The sequence below is a fragment of the Roseovarius sp. MBR-51 genome, assembly GCF_053628575.1.
In genome coordinates, this window is the sequence record NZ_JBRJGQ010000001.1 from 97,465 (window position 1) to 116,090 (window position 18,626).

Annotated in this window: 14 protein-coding genes; 12 read left to right on the top strand and 2 right to left on the bottom strand. The window is 61.3% G+C overall.

The annotated features are described in order from the left end of the window. Positions 1-3: 3 nt before the first annotated feature. Positions 4-807 (bottom strand): undecaprenyl-diphosphate phosphatase, encoded by an 804-nt coding sequence (locus ACSSVY_RS00510; protein ID WP_454267422.1) that lies wholly within the window; start codon positions 805-807, stop codon positions 4-6. A 219-nt stretch (positions 808-1,026) separates the two neighbouring features. On the opposite strand from ACSSVY_RS00510, the gene ACSSVY_RS00515 reads away from it, so the two are divergent. From ACSSVY_RS00515 to ACSSVY_RS00560, 10 genes are all read left to right on the top strand, one after another. Beyond that, positions 1,027-2,460 (top strand): NAD(P)-dependent oxidoreductase, encoded by a 1,434-nt coding sequence (locus ACSSVY_RS00515; RefSeq protein WP_454267423.1) that lies wholly within the window; start codon positions 1,027-1,029, stop codon positions 2,458-2,460. Positions 2,461-2,597: 137 nt separating this feature from the next. Continuing rightward, positions 2,598-3,020 carry a GFA family protein gene (locus ACSSVY_RS00520; RefSeq protein ID WP_454267424.1) on the top strand — a complete coding sequence of 141 codons (423 nt, stop codon included), beginning with the start codon at positions 2,598-2,600 and terminating at the stop codon, positions 3,018-3,020. Positions 3,021-3,068: 48 nt separating this feature from the next. After that, the gene (gene gltB, locus ACSSVY_RS00525; RefSeq protein WP_454267425.1) at positions 3,069-7,601 is read left to right on the top strand and encodes a glutamate synthase large subunit; all 4,533 of its coding nucleotides are present in this window, start codon (positions 3,069-3,071) and stop codon (positions 7,599-7,601) included. A gap of 90 nt (positions 7,602-7,691) precedes the next feature. Continuing rightward, entirely contained in the window at positions 7,692-8,411 is a 720-nt protein-coding gene (gene mtgA / locus ACSSVY_RS00530) for a monofunctional biosynthetic peptidoglycan transglycosylase (protein ID WP_454267426.1), read from the top strand. 59 nt (positions 8,412-8,470) lie between these two features. After that, entirely contained in the window at positions 8,471-9,136 is a 666-nt protein-coding gene (fzlA, locus tag ACSSVY_RS00535) for an FtsZ-binding protein FzlA (protein WP_009816879.1), read from the top strand. 118 nt (positions 9,137-9,254) lie between these two features. After that, a complete protein-coding gene (gene queG / locus ACSSVY_RS00540; RefSeq protein WP_454267819.1) occupies positions 9,255-10,337 on the top strand; it encodes a tRNA epoxyqueuosine(34) reductase QueG in 1,083 nt (360 codons plus the stop codon). A gap of 20 nt (positions 10,338-10,357) precedes the next feature. Continuing rightward, complete coding sequence (locus ACSSVY_RS00545; RefSeq protein ID WP_454267427.1) at positions 10,358-12,358, top strand: hydantoinase/oxoprolinase N-terminal domain-containing protein; 2,001 nt, start codon at positions 10,358-10,360, stop codon at positions 12,356-12,358. 77 nt (positions 12,359-12,435) lie between these two features. Continuing rightward, entirely contained in the window at positions 12,436-13,629 is a 1,194-nt protein-coding gene (locus tag ACSSVY_RS00550) for a glycine C-acetyltransferase (RefSeq protein WP_454267428.1), read from the top strand. An 11-nt stretch (positions 13,630-13,640) separates the two neighbouring features. After that, positions 13,641-14,663: an L-threonine 3-dehydrogenase gene (tdh, locus tag ACSSVY_RS00555; RefSeq protein WP_454267820.1), complete on the top strand. Its 1,023-nt coding sequence runs from the start codon at positions 13,641-13,643 to the stop codon at positions 14,661-14,663. Between the two features lie 96 nt (positions 14,664-14,759). Then, entirely contained in the window at positions 14,760-15,740 is a 981-nt protein-coding gene (locus tag ACSSVY_RS00560) for a Hint domain-containing protein (RefSeq protein ID WP_454267429.1), read from the top strand. A 6-nt stretch (positions 15,741-15,746) separates the two neighbouring features. Here ACSSVY_RS00560 and ACSSVY_RS00565 read toward each other — a convergent pair whose 3' ends face one another. Further along, on the bottom strand, positions 15,747-16,205 hold the full coding sequence (locus ACSSVY_RS00565; RefSeq protein ID WP_009816885.1) for an Lrp/AsnC family transcriptional regulator: 459 nt from the start codon (positions 16,203-16,205) through the stop codon (positions 15,747-15,749). Between the two features lie 139 nt (positions 16,206-16,344). On the opposite strand from ACSSVY_RS00565, the gene ald reads away from it, so the two are divergent. After that, a complete protein-coding gene (gene ald / locus ACSSVY_RS00570) occupies positions 16,345-17,457 on the top strand; it encodes an alanine dehydrogenase (protein WP_454267430.1) in 1,113 nt (370 codons plus the stop codon). Between the two features lie 122 nt (positions 17,458-17,579). Then, entirely contained in the window at positions 17,580-18,626 is a 1,047-nt protein-coding gene (locus ACSSVY_RS00575) for an ABC transporter permease (protein ID WP_009816888.1), read from the top strand.

The window sequence follows — 18,626 nt, forward strand, 5'->3', positions numbered from 1 at the left end:
GTGTCACGTATAAGCGATCGCCAGCAGGGTCACACCTAGGATCAAACGGTAGACCACGTAGGGCGTAAAGCTCACGCTGCGGAGCAGACGCATCATCAGGCTGAGGGCCAGCAATGCCGCCACAAAGGCGAAAGCGGCGGCAATAGCGCCATCACGCAAGAGCCCAAGATCAGCTTGCATAACGGCCTCACCACCCAAAAGAACGCCACTGGCGATGATTGTAGGCACTGACATGAGCATCGAGATGCGGGCAGCATCTTCGCGCGCGTACCCTATAAAACGCGCGCCGGTGATGGTGATACCAGAGCGGGATGTGCCCGGAATGAGCGCGATTGCTTGCCACAGTCCCAAGACGATAGCATCCCGCATGTTCCAGTTTTCGCTCGCTCTTTCGACCTTTCCGGTTTGATCGGCCCAATAGAGTAAGACCCCGAAGATCAATGTGGTCCAGCCAATCACGGCGATCGAGCGGAGCGCCTCATCAAGCCCTGAGAGTTTCAGCAGGAGGCCGCAGGCCATGACCGGAACCGAGGACACGATCAAGAGTAGTGCAAGTCGGGCGCCCGGCGTATCGGCGCGGCAAGAAATGAGGCGCGGGAGCCCCACGACAGCGCCGCGCAAGTCAGACCAGAAATAGATCATGACGGCAAAGAGTGTGCCCACATGCACGGCCACATCAATGATCAGCCCTTGGTCCGGAATGCCCAACAGATTCGGCAAAAGGATCAGATGGCCAGATGAGGAGATCGGCAGAAACTCCGTGATCCCCTGCACGATAGCGACAAGGAAAATATGGAAAAGTGCCATCTGGACTGCCTTATGCTCATTTTTGCAATCCTATAAACCATTGTGTTTCAAAGGCAAACCTGATTGTAGGTCCGAATCGGAATTAAAATATGAAAATTTTGCTAAGGGTCAGTGCTGTCCAGTAGATATTAATTCATAATAGGTCATAGTTTGTGACTTTTAATTATAAATCGACTGGGGTAAACCTTCGCGGACGAAGGTGACTCGGGAGGATAAGCCGTGGCGAAGCAACCTATGCTGAAATTCGTGACCGTCGAACGGGACATGCCCGAGAAGCGTGGCGCGGCGGCGCGGCGGCAGGATTTCCATGAGATCTATGCGGAATTTGCTGATGCCAAAGCCAAAGAGCAGTCGGGGCGATGCAGTCAGTGTGGTGTGCCCTACTGCCAGAGCCATTGCCCCCTGCACAACAATATCCCCGACTGGTTGCGGCTAACGGCTGAAGGTCGCCTGAAAGAAGCTTATGAAATCAGTCAATTGACCAATACGTTTCCTGAGATTTGTGGGCGGATTTGTCCGCAGGATCGACTCTGCGAGGGCAATTGCGTGATCGAGCAATCGGGTCACGGCACTGTCACAATCGGCGCGGTTGAGAAGTATATCACCGATACAGCCTGGGACGAGGGTTGGGTCGAGGTGATCAAGCCGAGCGTAGAACGTGTTGAATCCGTTGGGATAATTGGTGCTGGTCCCGGTGGTCTTGCCGCTGCGGATGTGCTGCGACGGGCAGGGGTGCAGGTTACGGTTTATGACCGCTATGACCGCGGCGGTGGGTTGATGACCTATGGCATTCCCGGTTTCAAGCTGGAGAAAGACGTGGTGATGCGCCGCGTCGATCAGTTGGAGCAGGGTGGCGTCAAATTCGTGCTAAATTGCAATGTGGGCACTGACATCAGTTTTGATGAAATTCGCAAGAAACACAATGCCTTGCTGATTGCGACCGGGGTCTACAAAAGCCGCGATCTGGAAGGGCCGGGCGCAGGCGCCAAGGGGATCGTGCGGGCGATTGATTATCTGACCGCGAGCAACCGGGTATGCTTTGGCGATGATGTGCCGGAGTATGAGAGCGGCGAGTTGAATGCAGATGGAAAACGAGTCGTTGTGGTTGGCGGTGGCGACACCGCTATGGATTGTGTTCGCACCGCGATCCGGCAGGGTGCGACATCGGTCACCTGCCTCTACCGTCGGGACCGCGAAAACATGCCTGGCAGTCAGCGTGAAGTGGCCAATGCCGAGGAAGAAGGCGTTAAGTTTGAATGGCTTAGTGCGCCGGTTGGGTTTGTGGGTGATCCGGTGACAAGCGTCAAGGTGCAGAAGATGCGCCTTGGTGCGCCGGATGCCACAGGGCGGCAGAGCCCGGAGCCGATTGAGGGCGCCATTGAGAATGCACCTGCCGATCTGGTGATCAAGGCGCTCGGGTTCGAGCCCGAAGACCTGCCAAGCCTTTGGAATCAAAAGGAATTGGAAGTCACCCGTTGGGGGACGATTAAGGCCGAGTTCACCACCGGACAGACGGCGATGGAGGGAGTTTATGCCGTGGGCGATATCGTGCGCGGGGCATCGCTTGTGGTCTGGGCGATCCGGGACGGACGGGATTCGGCGGCAGCGATCCTGAATTACCTGAACGGCGCGCAGGCCGTCGCGGCGGAGTGAGCGACCTTACAAACCGTACATAAGTTACGTGGATTTTGTACAAGATTACACGACGCCCGATGACCGGCAACGAGAAGGCGCGACATGACAGACAGGGCAGCGTCCCTGACCCACCGCGAAAGGAAGGGTTAAGACCGATGACGGGAAGCATGACGGGACATTGCCTGTGCGGCGCTGTGACGCTCACGGCCCTGTCGCATGCCGGGGCGGTGAGCGCCTGTCATTGTTCCATGTGCCGCCGGTGGAGCGGCGCGGCGATGTGGGTTCTGGAGGTGCCGGTGGACTCGGTCGCGGTGGCGGGGCCGGTGGAGCGCTATCGCTCGTCATCTTTTGCCGAACGGGCTTGGTGCGGCGCTTGCGGAACGCACCTCTGGATCAAGGACGACGACGGGCCATATGAGATAATGCCGGGGTTGTTTGATCAGGCGCGCGCGCTTTCGCTCTCGCATGAGATCTACGTTGACCAAGCATTTACCAGCGTCACGCTGGCGGGCGGGCACAAGCGCGTGACGCGGGCAGAATACGAGGCGTCAGAGCGCGCCGTGCGGGATCAGTCGTGATGAAGAATAAAACGGATGCGCCGCGGCGCAGGATGAGGAGTGATTGCGATGTCAAACTTCGATAGCAACTGGGCCGCCAAAGAAGAGGCCAAGCGCGACTGGATGGCCGAGAACGGGATGTATGCCCATGAAGAGGAGCATTCCTCTTGCGGTGTTGGTCTTGTGGTGTCGATTGATGGCCAACCGTCGCGTCGCGTGGTCGAGGCAGGGATAAACGCGCTCAAGGCGATCTGGCACCGGGGCGCTGTCGACGCCGATGGCAAGACCGGCGATGGCGCGGGCATTCATGTGCAAATCCCTGTGCCGTTCTTTTACGATCAGATTCGCCGCACCGGGCATGAACCCGACGAGAGCCGTTTGGTTGCTGTCGGTCAGGTGTTCTTGCCGCGCACCAATTTCGGCGCGCAGGAACAGTGCCGGACCATCGTGGAAACTGAAGTGCTGCGCATGGGTCACACGATCTATGGCTGGCGGCATGTGCCGGTGGATATTTCCTGTCTGGGGGACAAGGCCAACGCGACCCGGCCCGAGATCGAGCAGATCCTGATTTCGGATGCCAAGGGATTGGATGAGGAAACATTCGAGCGCGAGTTGTATGTCATCCGCCGCCGGATTGAAAAGGCAGTGCAGGCGGCTGGGATCATGGGATTCTACATGGCAAGCCTGAGTTGCCGCAGCATCATCTACAAGGGGATGATGCTGGCCGAGCAGGTGGCGGTGTTCTATCCCGATCTGATGGACGAGCGGTTCAAGAGCGCCTTTGCGATCTATCACCAGCGCTATTCGACCAACACATTCCCGCAATGGTGGCTGGCGCAGCCGTTCCGCATGCTGGCGCATAACGGTGAGATCAACACGCTCAAGGGCAATACCAACTGGATGAAAAGCCATGAGATTCGCATGGCAAGCGGGGCCTTTGGTGATCTGGCAGAGGATATCAAGCCGATCATCCCGCAAGGTTCAAGCGACAGTGCCGCGCTGGATGCGGTGTTCGAGGTGCTGGTGCGCGCCGGACGGTCTGCGCCGATGGCCAAGACCATGCTGGTGCCCGAGTCGTGGTCCAAGCAGGCCGAGGAGCTGCCGCAGGCGTGGCGGGATATGTATTCTTATTGCAATTCGGTGATGGAGCCTTGGGACGGTCCGGCTGCGCTTGCGATGACCGATGGTCGTTGGGTTTGCGCCGGGCTTGACCGCAACGGGCTGCGCCCGATGCGCTATGTGGTGACCGGTGACGGTCTTGTGATTGCCGGGTCTGAGGCGGGAATGGTGCCGATCGACGAACGCACGGTCAAGGAAAAGGGTGCGCTTGGGCCGGGGCAGATGCTTGCCGTGGATATGGCCGAGGGCAAGCTTTATCACGATTCGGAGATCAAGAACCGGCTGGCCAATGCGCAGCCCTTTGGCGAGTGGGTCGGCAAGATCAACGAATTGGACGAGGCGCTGGCGGTGGTGAGCGAAGCGCCGATCTATTCCGGGGCGGAGCTGCGCAAGCGGCAGATCGCGGCGGGCTATAGTATCGAAGAGCTGGAGCAAATCCTGGCCCCAATGGCCGAGGATGGCAAAGAAGCGGTGGCGAGCATGGGCGACGACACGCCGAGCGCTGTGCTGTCCAAGCAATATCGTCCACTGAGCCATTTTTTCCGGCAGAACTTTAGCCAGGTGACGAACCCGCCGATTGACAGCTTGCGCGAATATCGGGTGATGAGCCTCAAGACGCGGTTCGGCAATCTCAAGAACGTACTGGACGAGTCAAGCGCGCAGACCGAAATTCTGGTGCTGGAAAGTCCGTTCGTGGGCAATGCCCAATGGGCGGAGATGATCAAACAGTTCAACGCCGATGTGACTGAGATCGACTGTACCTTTGCGCCCGGCAAGAACGCCCTGCAAGAGGGGCTGGAGCGGATTCGGGCCGAGGCAGAGGATGCCATCCGTTCGGGCACCGGGCATCTGATCCTGACGGATCAGAACCAAGGTGAGAGCCGGGTTGGCATGCCGATGATTCTGGCGACGAGTGCGGTGCATAGCCACCTGACACGCAAGGGATTGCGGACGTTTTCAAGCCTGAATGTGCGGTCGGCCGAATGTATCGACCCACATTATTTTGCGGTGCTGATCGGTGCCGGGGCGACGGTGGTCAATGCCTATCTGGCTGAGGACAGCATTGCCGACCGGATCGCACGCGGCCTGATCGACGGCAGCCTGACCGAGGCGGTGGCGCGGTATCGCTTGGCGATTGATCAGGGTCTCTTGAAAATCATGTCGAAGATGGGGATTTCGGTGATTTCCTCCTATCGCGGTGGTCTAAATTTCGAGGCGGTGGGGCTGAGCCGCGCCATGTGCGCGGAGTACTTCCCCGGTCTGACCAGCCGGATCAGCGGTATCGGTGTGTCGGGGATCCAGGCCAAGCTGGAAGAGGTGCATGGGCGCGCCTATGTCGGAGGGCAGGATATTCTGCCGATCGGCGGATTCTACAAGGCGCGGAAATCTGGCGAAACCCACGCCTGGGGCGCGCAGACGATGCATATCCTGCAAACCGCGTGCAACAACGCGAGCTATGAGCTCTGGAAGCGGTATAGCGCCGCGATGCAGGCCAATCCGCCGATCCATCTGCGCGATCTGATGGCGATCAAGCCAATGGGCAAGGCGATCCCGATTGAAGAGGTCGAGAGCGTGACGGCGATCCGCAAGCGGTTTGTCACGCCGGGCATGTCCCTAGGGGCGCTGAGCCCCGAGGCGCACAAGACGCTCAACGTGGCGATGAACCGGATCGGGGCGCGCTCGGACAGTGGCGAGGGCGGTGAAGATCCGGCGCATTTCACGCCGGAGGCGAATGGCGACAACCCGTCGGCCAAGATCAAGCAGGTGGCGAGCGGTCGCTTTGGAGTGACAGCGGAATATCTCAACAATTGCGAGGAGTTGGAGATCAAGGTCGCCCAAGGGGCCAAGCCCGGTGAGGGCGGGCAGTTGCCGGGCATGAAAGTGACCAAGCTGATTGCGCGGCTGCGGCATTCGACCGAAGGTGTCATGCTGATCAGCCCGCCGCCGCATCACGATATTTACAGCATCGAGGATCTGGCGCAGCTCATCTATGACCTCAAGCAGATCAATCCCAACGTCAAGGTCTGCGTCAAGCTGGTGGCGCAATCCGGTGTGGGCACGATTGCCGCCGGTGTGGCCAAGGCCAAGGCGGATGTGATCCTGATTTCCGGGCATAATGGCGGTACGGGCGCAAGTCCCGCGACAAGCATCAAATACGCGGGTCTGCCGTGGGAGATGGGGCTGACCGAGGCGCATCAGGTGCTGAGCATGAACAATCTGCGCGAGCGGATCACGCTGCGCACCGATGGGGGTCTGCGCACGGGTCGTGATATCGTCATGGCGGCGATGATGGGGGCCGAGGAATACGGCATCGGCACCGCCGCGCTGATCGCCATGGGCTGTATCATGGTGCGTCAGTGCCAGAGCAATACCTGTCCCGTGGGCGTCTGCACGCAGGACGAGGCGCTGCGCGCCAAGTTTACCGGCAATGCCGAGAAGGTGGTGAACCTCATCACCTTCTACGCGCAGGAAGTGCGGGAGATTCTGGCCAGCATCGGTGCGCGCAGTCTGGATGACGTGATCGGGCGCGCGGATCTGTTGACGCAGGTCAGCCGTGGGTCGGCGCATCTGGACGATCTGGATCTCAACCCGATGCTGATCACCGTCGATGGGGCCAAGGATCAGCGCTATGACCGGTTGCGTCCGCGCAACGAAGTGCCCGATACCCTTGATGCGGAAATCGTGCGAGATGCACAGCGGTTCCTCAACGATGGCGAAAAGATGCAGTTGCATTATGCGGTGCAGAATACGCATCGGACGGTGGGCACGCGGGTATCGAGCCATATCGTGCGCAAGTTTGGCATGCGCAACAGCCTGCAACCGGATCACCTGACGGTGAAACTGACGGGGAGTGCGGGGCAATCGCTGGGTGCCTTTGCCGCGCCGGGGCTGAAGATCGAAGTTTCGGGCGATGCCAATGATTACGTTGGCAAGGGTCTCTCGGGGGGAACCATCGTGGTGCGTCCGCCGATGGCAAGCCCGCTGGTGGCATCGCAGAACACGATCATCGGCAATACCGTGCTCTATGGCGCGACCGATGGGTATCTCTTTGCCGCCGGGCGCGCAGGCGAGCGGTTTGCCGTGCGCAACTCGGGTGCGAAGGTGGTGATCGAGGGCTGTGGCAGCAACGGCTGTGAATACATGACCGGCGGTGTGGCGGTGATTCTGGGCGATATCGGGGCCAATTTTGGGGCCGGGATGACCGGTGGCATGGCCTATCTCTATGATCCGCAAGGTCGCGCTCCGGCCCTGGTCAATGGCGAGACATTGGTGAGTTGCGCCGTAACAGAGCCGCATTGGGAGGCCGAGTTGAAAGGGCTGATCGAGCGGCATGTGGCCGAGACCGGAAGCCGTTGTGGGCAGGATATCCTGCAATACTGGGATCAGGAGCGGGTAAATTTCATCCAGCTTTGCCCCAAGGAGATGCTTAACAAGCTGAGCCATCCTTTGGGTGTGGTGCCAGAGCCGATTCCGGCAGAATAGAGCCTGTTGCGGCCCGGTTTCTCTGCAAGAAATCGGGCCAGCGCTGCCAAACGGGTTTTGCTGCGCGCGCGGTGTCGCTATAGCAGAGTCATGGCACGGGCGCGCAAATCAAGTGCTTCGCGAAGCACGGCACGATTGAACCCGACAGCATGGCTGTTGCGGTGGGCATGGCGTGTGGCTGTGGTGGCCGTCTTGATCATGCTGGGCGTCATTGCCGTGCATCGGGAAATCGAGCCGCCCAAGACCTATTACATGGGACAGGAAGAGCGACGGTTGGGCACAATCGCGCGCGACTGGGTGCCAATGGCGCGGATAGCGCCTGTGATGGCGCGCTCTCTGGTGGCGGCGGAGGATGCGAATTTCTGTCAGCACTGGGGCTTTGACATGGCCGCGATTCGCACTGCGATTGCCGAAGGATCAGGGCGGGGTGCCTCGACCCTAAGCCAGCAGGTGATCAAGAATGTGTATCTCTGGCATGGGCGCAATTGGCTGCGCAAGGCGCTGGAGGCCAGCCTTACGCCGGTGGTCGAGACGGTCTGGTCCAAGCGGCGGATCATCGAGGTCTATCTCAACGTGGCGGAATTCGATGAGGGTGTGTTTGGCATTGAGGCGGCGGCGCAGCATTATTTCGGCGTGAGCGCCCAAGACCTGAACGCGGTTCAGGCCGCGCGGCTGGCGGCGGTTTTGCCCGATCCCAAGGGGCGATCCGCGTCAAAGCCGTCGCAAGCCTTGCGCAACCGGGCGGCTGGAATTCTGGACGGGGCGGCGACGATTGACCGAGACGGGCGGGCCGCCTGTTTCGAGGATTGAAAATCGCGGCCAAAGGGGGCATTGAGGGGTAACCCCCAAGACCCAAGGTGTGATTTTCCATGGCCAAACTCTATCACGTTCCCCTGTCGCCCTATTGTCGCAAAGTGCGGCTGAGCCTGGCCGAAAAGCGGATCGAATGCGAGTTGGTCGAGGAGCGCTATTGGGAGCAGGACCCGGATTTCTTGCGTCGGAACCCGGCCGGTAAGGTGCCCGTGCTCAAGATCGACGGCAAGACCATGTCGGAGAGCGCGGCAATCTGTGAGTATCTCGAGGAGAAATATCCCGAACCGTCGTTGATGCCCAAGGGCACCGATGCGCGCTATGAGGTGCGGCGGCTGGTCGGGTGGTTTGACGACAAGTTTCACCGCGAAGTGACGAGCAAGCTGGTCTATGAGCGGGTCAACAAGAAGGTGATGAAGCTGGGCTTTCCCGACAGTCGCAATGTCAAGGATGGGGCGCGGGCGGTCAAATACCATCTGGATTACATGGCGTGGCTCCTGGATCATCGCCGGTGGTTGGCCGGAGATGTCATGACGCTGGCGGATTTTGCCGCTGCGGCGCATCTGAGCGCGCTGGATTACATCAGCGATGTGGATTGGACCCGCAGCGAGGCGGTCAAGGATTGGTATGCCAAGATCAAGTCGCGCCCGGCGTTCCGGGGGATTCTCGCGGATCAGGTGCCGGGATTCCCGCCGCCCCCGCATTATGCCGATCTGGATTTTTGACAAAGCAGGTTGCTCAAAAGTGGGAACCGGTTTTGAGCTACTCGAACATGCGACATGACTCAGGGGCGCTGCCCCGCTTGGCCTGCGGCCAATTCACCCCGGAGTATTTGCCGGCATGATGAATAATGGGCTGAAACAGAGACTGGTTTCGCAGGCGCGCGCCGAAGGGTTTGACGCCTGTCGGCTGTGTCGTCCGTCGGATGTGGGGCATGTGCCGGAGCGGTTGGCGGCGTTTCTGGCGCGGGGCTATCACGGGCAGATGGGGTGGCTCGCGGAGCGCAGCGAATGGCGCGGCGCGCCTGAGGTGCTCTGGCCCGAGGCGCGGACGGTGATCATGCTGGGAGAGAGCTATACGCCAGAGGGCGATCCGCTGGCGGGGCTGGCGCGGCGGGATTGTGGCAATATCTCGGTTTATGCACGCAACAGAGACTATCACGATACGGTCAAGAAGCGATTGAAGCGGCTGGCGCGGTGGTTGATCGAGGCGGGCGGTGGAGAGGTGAAGGTGTTTGTGGACACGGCCCCCGTACCCGAAAAGCCGCTGGGACAGGCGGCAGGAGTCGGGTGGCAGGGCAAGCACACCAATCTGGTGAGCCGCGAGTTGGGAAGCTGGTTCTTCCTTGGGTCCGTGTTCACGACATTGGACTTAGAGACTGATCCGGCGGAAGTCGATCATTGTGGGTCCTGTCGCGCCTGTCTCGACATCTGTCCGACCGATGCGTTTCCTGCACCCTATCAATTGGACGCGCGGCGCTGCATTTCCTATCTGACGATCGAGCATAAGGGGCCGGTGGATGAGCATTTGCGCGCCGGTTTGGGTAATCGGATCTATGGCTGTGACGATTGTCTGGCGGTCTGTCCGTGGAACAAGTTTGCCGTTGCCGCGCGCGAGGTGAAGTATCACGCGCGCGCGGATCTGGTGACTCCACCGCTGGCGGAGCTGGCAGCGCTGGACGACTTGGCGTTTCGCGCGCGGTTTTCCGGAAGCCCCATCAAGCGGATCGGGCGCGACAGGTTTCTGCGCAATGTGCTCTATGCGATTGGCAATTCCGGCGATGCGTCCCTGCGCGGCGTGGCGCAAGCGCAGTGCGAGGATGCCGATGCGGCGGTGGCGGATGCGGCGCGCTGGGCCGTGCTGCGACTGGATCGTGACGCAAACGGGCTGGCATCGCGCGTGAAACCCGCTACACCCCTAGCCTGATAGGCAAAGAGGGCAGGCAGATGGCGTTGTTGTTGGGCGTGGACACGGGCGGCACCTATACCGATGCCGTGCTGATCCGGGATGAGCGCGAGGTGATCGCGAGCGCCAAGGCGCTGACGACACGGGCTGATCTGGCGATTGGAATCGGGGCTGCGGTCGAGGCCGTGCTGCGCGAGAGCGGTGCCGATGTGGCCGATATCGGTCTGGCCTCGCTCTCGACCACTTTGGCGACCAATGCGTTGGTGGAAGGGCAAGGCGGGCGTGCGGGACTTGTCTATATCGGATTTCGCGCGGCGGATTTGCAGGCGCATGGGCTGGCCGAAGCCTTGGGCGGTGATCCGGCGATTGTGCTTACAGGCGGCCACAACCACGCTGGGGGCGAGGCGGTGCCGTTGGATAAAGACGCGCTTTTGGCTTGGTTAGAGACTGGAACAGGGGCTGAGGCCTATGCGGTGGCCTCGCTCTTTGCCACTCGTAATCCCGCGCATGAATTGGCGGCAGCAGAGATGATCCGCGCGGTCACGGGGCGGCCTGTGAGCCTGTCGCATCATCTGTCGGCCAAGCTCAACGGACCGAAACGGGCGCTGACCGCGCTGCTTAATGCGCGGCTGATCGGGATGATCGCGCGGTTGATCGACCGGGCAGAGGGCAAACTGCGCGAGTTGGGCATCCACGCGCCGCTGATGGTGGTGCGGGGCGATGGGGCGCTGATCAGTGCGGATCAGGCGCGGGAACGGCCCATCGAGACGATCCTGAGCGGACCTGCGGCAAGCATTGTGGGCGCGCGCTGGTTGACCGGGGCGGAGCATGCGCTGGTGTCGGATATTGGTGGGACGACGACCGATGTGGCGGTGCTACGCGAGGGACGACCGGCGATCGACCCCGAAGGCGCGCGGGTCGGCCCATGGCGCACCATGGTCGAGGCGGTCGCGATGCGGACCTTTGGTCTGGGTGGCGACAGCGAGGTGCATGTGCGCGACGAGGGGCTGGAAGGGGGCGTGACCCTTGGGCCGCGGCGCGTGGTGCCGGTGAGTCTGATGGCGGCAGAGGCGCGCGAGGCGGTGCATGGCGTGCTGGAGGAACAATTGCGCGCAGCGGCCCCCGGTGAGCATGACGCGCGGTTCGTGCGCGCGGTGTCGGGGATCGAGGCCGGAGGCCTTGGCGAGCGCGAAGAGGCTCTGTTGGGCCGGATTGGGGACGATGTGCGCCCCGTGGGCAAAGTGCTCAAGACGCGGATGGATGGCGCGGCGCTGACACGTCTGGTGCGCCGGGGACTGGTGCAGGTCGCGGGCATCACGCCATCCGACGCAAGCCATGTGCTGGGCGGATTGGACAGTTGGGATGCTGAGGCCGCGCGCATGGCGCTGGAACTGGTGGCGCGCAAGCGGACAGGATCGGGCAACAGGCTGGCCGACGGGCCGGAGCATTTGGCGCGGATGATCGTGGATCGGTTGACGCATCAGACAAGTTTGGCTTTGTTAGAGACTGCTTTTGCCGAAGAAGAGATGGATTTTGGCCTCTCGCCGGCGGCGCTGGCAGAGCATGTGCTGATGCAAAAGGGTCTTGATGGGCATCGCGGTCTGGTGCGGATCGAGAGCGGGCTGGCGGTGCCGGTGATCGGGCTGGGCGCCTCTGCGGCGAGCTATTATGGCGCGGTGGGCGACCGGCTGGGATGCGAAATGATCCTGCCCGCGCATGGTGGCGTGGCCAATGCGATTGGCGCGGTGGTGGGCCGGGTCACGATCCGGCGAGGCGGTACCGTGACATCGCCGTCCGAGGGCAAATACCGCGTGCATCTGGAGAGCGGGCCAGTGGACTATGCCGCATCAGAGGTCGCCATGGCGGCGTTGGAGGCGGTGCTCAGGGCCGAAGCGCAGGCCGAGGCCGAAGCGGCCGGGGCGGTCGACATCCATGTGACAGCGCGGCGCGCCGTGAAAGAGGCGCAGGCCGAGGCGAGGCGGGTATTTCTGGAGGCGGAAATCGTGGTAGAGGCGAGTGGACGGCCAAGAATTGCCGTTTGAAGGGTGGGGGCGCGACCCCCGTCGCCCGATGGGCGACTCCCCCGGAGTATTTCGGGAACACTGAAAGGGAGGGCGACATGACAGCGGCAGATCGATTTGACACTGATATGGCGGAGCGGCTGGACGGCCTGCGCGCCGAGGGTCTCTACAAGAGCGAGCGGGTGATTGCCTCGATGCAGGCGGGCGAAGTGCGGCTGGCGGATGGGCGCGGCGTGGTGAACCTCTGCGCCAACAACTATCTCGGGCTGGCGGATAACCCGGAGGTGATCGCGGCGGCGCATGGCGCGCTGGATCGCTACGGGTTCGGCATGGCGAGCGTGCGGTTCATCTGTGGCACGCAGGAAGAGCATAAAGAGCTGGAGGCGCGGATTGCCGGGTTTCTGGGCAAGGAAGATGCGATTCTCTATGCGGCGGCCTTTGATGCCAATACCGGGTTGTTCGAGACCATTTTGGGGCCGGAAGATGCGATCATCAGCGATGCGCTCAACCATGCGAGCATCATCGACGGTATCCGGCTCTGCAAGGCGGAGCGCTATCGCTATGCCAATCGTGACATGGCTGATCTGGAGCGGTGTTTGCGTGAGGCGCGGGGGGCGCGACATCGGCTGATTGCCACGGATGGCGTGTTCTCGATGGATGGGACTTACGCGCCCTTGGATGAGATTTGCGATCTGGCCGCGCGCTATGATGCGATGGTGATGGTGGATGACTGCCATGCCACCGGGTTTGTCGGCGAGACTGGGCGCGGCACGCCGGAACGGTTCGGGGTGATGAACCGGGTGGATATCATGACCGGCACGCTGGGCAAGGCGCTGGGCGGGGCCTCGGGCGGCTATACGGCGGCGAGCGCGCAGGTGGTGGATTGGCTGCGGCAACGCTCGCGCCCCTATCTGTTTTCCAACACGCTGGCGCCGGTGATTGCGGGGGCCTCGCTCAGGGTGTTTGACATGCTGGAGGACGGCGCGGAGCGGCGCACGCGGCTCTGGGAGAATGCAGCCTATTTCCGGGACCGGATGAGCACGCTCGGATTTGAGCTTTTGCCCGGCGAACACGCGATCATTCCGGTGATGCTGCGCGATCCGAAACTGGCGCAGGAGATGGCGGCACGGCTGAACACGCGGGGCGTCTATGTGACCGCCTTCAGTTTCCCGGTGGTGCCCAAGGGGCAGGACCGGATCAGAACGCAAATGAGCGCCGGGCTGAGCCGCGAGATGCTGGACCGGGCGATTGACGCCTTTGGCACCGTGGGCCGCGAATTGGGAGTGATCTGATGCAGAACGAGATGAAGGCGCTGGTCAAGGCCAAGGCGGAGCCGGGGCTGTGGATGGAGTATGTGCCGGTGCCCGAGGTGGGGCCGTCGGATGTGCTGATCAAGGTGAAGAAATCCGCCATTTGCGGCACCGATGTGCATATCTGGAAATGGGATGAGTTTTCGGCCAAGACCGTGCCGGTGCCGATGGTGGTGGGGCATGAATTCGTCGGCGAGATCGTCGATACCGGGCCTGCGGCGGTGAAGTACAAGATCGGACAACGGGTGAGCGGCGAGGGGCATATCGTCTGCGGCACCTGCCGGAATTGTCGCGCGGGGCGGGGGCATCTCTGCCGTAACACCAAGGGAGTGGGCGTGCATCGGCCCGGCAGCTTTGCCGAATATGTTTGTATTCCCGAGATGAACGTGGTGCCGATCCCCGAAGATATTCCCGATGAAATCGCGGCGATTTTCGATCCCTTTGGCAATGCGGTGCATACCGCGCTCAGCTTTGATCTGGTGGGCGAGGACGTGCTGGTCACGGGGGCCGGACCCATCGGCATCATGGGCGCGCTGGTCGCGCAAAAGGTGGGCGCGCGCAAGGTGGTGATCACTGATATCAACCCCTATCGCCTCGATCTGGCGCGGCGAATGGGGGTGCAGCACGTGGTCGATGTGGGCCGCGAGCAGCTGCGCGATGTGATGGCAGAGATCGGCATGACCGAAGGCTTTGACGTGGGGCTTGAGATGTCGGGGGCTGCCCCGGCCATGCAGCAGATGATCGCGCGGATGAACAATGGCGGCAAGCTGGCGCTGTTGGGGATTGCGCCGACGGAGTTTGCGGTGGATTGGAACGCGGTGATCTTCAAGATGCTGCATATCAAGGGCATCTATGGCCGCGAGATGTTCGAGACCTGGTACAAGATGATTGCGCTGGTGCAATCGGGGCTCGATGTGTCGGGTCTTATCACCCACCGGATCGGGATTGATGATTTCGAGCAAGGCTTTGCCGCGATGATTTCGGGCAATTCGGGCAAGGTGGTGATGGATTGGTGAGGGCCGGATTGCCTGCAATTCTAGGCAAATAGAGCGGGGCCGTTAGGCCGCGTTTCATAGTCTCTGACCCAAGGTGCCGCAAAGGAGCGGCGCAGCATGGTCAAGACTTTTGAGGGCCTCGATAACGAATTCGCGGTGGCGACGGGCGGCAATGTCAACACTGGGTCGGGGACATCGACCTTTGATTATCCGCCTAATGGCACATTCGATCTGCTTGTCACCTCGCATGAGGGGGATGCCAATCCCAACCTCTTTCAGATTGGAGAAAGCTATACAGTAAGCTGGACCGGCAATGGCGGGGGCGGTCTGTTGGAGGATGCCGTCGTCGTGCGCAGCGATCTGGCACCCAACGGCGGCGGCATCGTGGTGTTCGAGGGTCTGGATGAGAATGGCGCGTTGGCGCAGGTCGTGTGGACGCCGGAATTCGATTTGGAGAATTGGTATTGGTCGAATTTCAGCCAAGGTGCTTCGCCCGGGTTTTATACTTCGGACCAGAATACCGGCTATACCCATCAATTCGTCTGTTTTGCGGCGGGCACGAGGATTGCCACACCCAAGGGCGCGCGGCGGGTCGAGACGCTGGAACCCGGTGACAGGGTAGAGACGCGGGATGATGGGGCGCAGCGGGTGCTCTGGGCTGGGCGGCGCGTGGTGCGGGGTATTGGAGCGGATGCGCCGGTGCGGTTCGCGCCGGGGAGCATCGGCAATCGCGATACACTGCTGCTCTCGCCGCAGCATCGGGTGATGATCTGGTCCCCCATGGCAGAGTTGCTCTTTGGCGCGCATGTGGTGTTGGTGCCCGCCAAGGCGATGATCGAGGGGCGGGCGATCCGTGCGGCGCCTGTTGCACGCGTGACCTATGTGCACCTGCTCTTGGAGCGGCACGCGCTGCTTGACGCGGCGGGCGGTGCCCCATGTGAGAGCTTGTTTCCGGGGGATGTGGCGACGGGGCTCTTGCGCGCTGAACTGCCGGAGGGACTGCCGCCCTATCGCGCCGCGCGCCCGATTCTGACCTATCGCGAGGCGCGGTGCGTGGTGGGCGCGCGGATGCCGGTGGCGCGGATGGCGATGCTTTAGGCACCCTTAGATCGGGAGGGCCGTGGTCTTGAACACGGTGCGCAACGCAAAGCTCGATTGCATCTTGGCGACACCGGGCAGACGGGTGAGGTATTGGCGATGGATGCGGGCGAAATCCTCGGTATCTTCGGCCACGACCTTGAGAATATAGTCGGCGGTGCCGGCGGTGAGGTGGCATTCGAGCACGTCAGGGACGCGCGAGACTGCTTTTTCAAAGGCATCCAGCACGTCGTCGGCCTGTGTTGTCAGGGTGATTTCAACAAAGATGGTGGCGGGCACGCCCATCTTGCGGGGGTCAAGGAGGGCGACATAGCCCTTGATGTAGCCGTCGGATTCGAGGCGCTGCACGCGTCTATGACAGGCGGAGGCGGACAGATTGACCTCTTCGGCGAGGTCTGCGTTGGAAATGCGCCCGCGTCGCTGAAGCACGTTCAACAAGCGACGATCTGTCGGATCAAGGGACATTGACGCAATACCTTTCCAACTAAGCACGATTATCCCGAAGGATATTCACAAAATACCGTAGAAGGCGAGCGATTTTTCAACCCCATTGCGCGCGATCCGGTGCAGGATTCGCCCAAAATCAAACAGGGAGAAGCATAACATGAGAATCGGTTGCCCAACAGAAATCAAACCGCAGGAATTTCGCGTGGGCGTCACGCCCATCGCAGCCCAAGAGGCCGTGGGCCATGGCCACGAGGTTCTGATCCAATCCGGCGCGGGCCTTGGGGCCGGGTTTGACGACGCGGCCTATCAGGCGGCGGGGGCCAAGATCGTCGGCACCGCCAAGGAAATTTTCGCGCAGGCGGATATGGTGGTGAAGGTCAAGGAACCGCAGGCCGGCGAGCGCAAGATGCTGCGCGAGGGGCAGGTTCTGTTCACCTATCTGCATCTGGCGCCGGACCCGGAACAGACCAAGGATTTGCTGGCCTCTGGCGCGACCTGCATTGCCTATGAAACGGTGACGGATCGCGCGGGCGGTCTGCCGCTGCTGGCACCGATGTCAGAGGTGGCCGGGCGGTTGGCCCCGCAAGTGGGCGCTTGGACGCTGCAAAAGGCTAATGGCGGGCGCGGCGTGCTGATGGGCGGCGTGCCCGGTGTGGGCCCGGCGCGGGTGATCGTGATCGGCGGCGGTGTCGTGGGCACGCATGCGGCCAAGATCGCCGCTGGCATGGGCGCGGATGTGACCGTGCTTGATCGCTCCTTGCCGCGTCTGCGCTATCTCGATGACGTGTTTGGCGGGACGTTCAAGACCGGCTATTCCTCGGCTGGTTTGCTGGCGGAACTGTTGCCGTTGGCGGATATGGTGATTGGCGCTGTGCTGATCCCCGGTGCCGCCGCCCCCAAGCTGGTGCGGCGGGATCAGTTTCCGATGATGAAGCCGGGATCGGTTCTGGTGGATGTGGCGATTGACCAAGGCGGATGCTTTGAGACCTCGCGCGCCACGACGCACCAAGACCCCATCTATGAGGTCGACGGGATCATGCATTACTGCGTGGCGAATATGCCGGGGGCCGTGGCGCGGACGTCGACGCTGGCGCTGGGCAATGCAACGATGCCCTTCATGCTGGCGCTGGCCGACAAGGGCTGGAAACAGGCCTGTGCCGATGACGCGCATTTGCTGAACGGGTTGAATGTGCATGCCGGTCAGTTGACCTATGCCGCCGTGGGCGAGGCGCTGGGGATTGCGACGGTTGACCCCAAATCCTTGATCTGAAGGACTGCGCCCCCGTCTGAACAGGGCCGGGGGCGTTTTCTACCAAGGTGGTGTCGCAAATGATGCTGGACCGCTTGCCCCCTCTCGACTAGCGTCATTGAAAACGCCAACAGGGGGCGACTATGGCCATGTTCATCCTGCGTCGCGTCGGGGTCATGATCCTGACGGCGCTCTGCCTGACGTTTATCGTTTTCTTTCTGACCAACCTCTATCCCAATCTGGAAAAGCTCGCCAAGACGCAGGGCGATTTCCGCATGAGCGATGAGGAGGTGGCGAGCTATCTGGGCCGCAATGGGTATTTGCAGCCGATGGCGGTGAAATATGGGCAATGGTTGGGTGTGGTGCCGGGGTTCGTGATCGAGGATCGCGATGGTGTGACACGCGGGCAGTGTATCGAAGCCGGGACCGCCCCCGAAGATGCCCCGCGATTCTGTGGCATCCTTCAGGGGGATTGGGGCTATTCCACCGTGTTTCGGGAGGATGTGGGCAAGATCCTGAACGACAAGCTGGCGCTGACTGGAAAGCTGATGTTCTGGGTGATGGTGCTGATGGTTCCGTCTGCGCTCATCCTCGGGATTTTGGCGGGGATGCGCGAGGGGTCGCGCACCGACCGGACGCTGTCGACGATTGCCATCACCACGACCGCGACGCCGGAATATGTGTCGGGCGTGCTCTTTATCGCGGTGTTTGCCAGCACGGCTGTGGGCCTCAAATGGTTCAAGGGCACGGCAACGGCGGCGATGGATGGGGCGAATTTCGAGAATTTCTTTTTGCCGGTGCTGACCATTGCGCTCTATGGCATGGGGTATATCGCGCGGATGACGCGGGCCTCGATGGCCGAGGTGATGACGGCGCAATACATCCGCACTGCGCGCCTCAAGGGGGTGAGTTTTCCGAATGTGGTGATGAAACATGCGTTGCGGAATGCGCTGATTGCGCCATTTACCGTCATCATGCTGCAATTTCCCTGGCTATTGAACGGCGTCGTGATTGTTGAAACCTTGTTCAACTACAAGGGCTTTGGCTGGACGCTGGTGCAGGCGGCCGGGAACAATGACATTGAATTGCTGCTGGGGGTTTCGGTGATCTCTGTGGTGGTCGTTCTGGTGACGCAACTGATCTCGGATATCGGTTACGTCTATCTCAATCCGCGCATCAGCGTTCGCTAA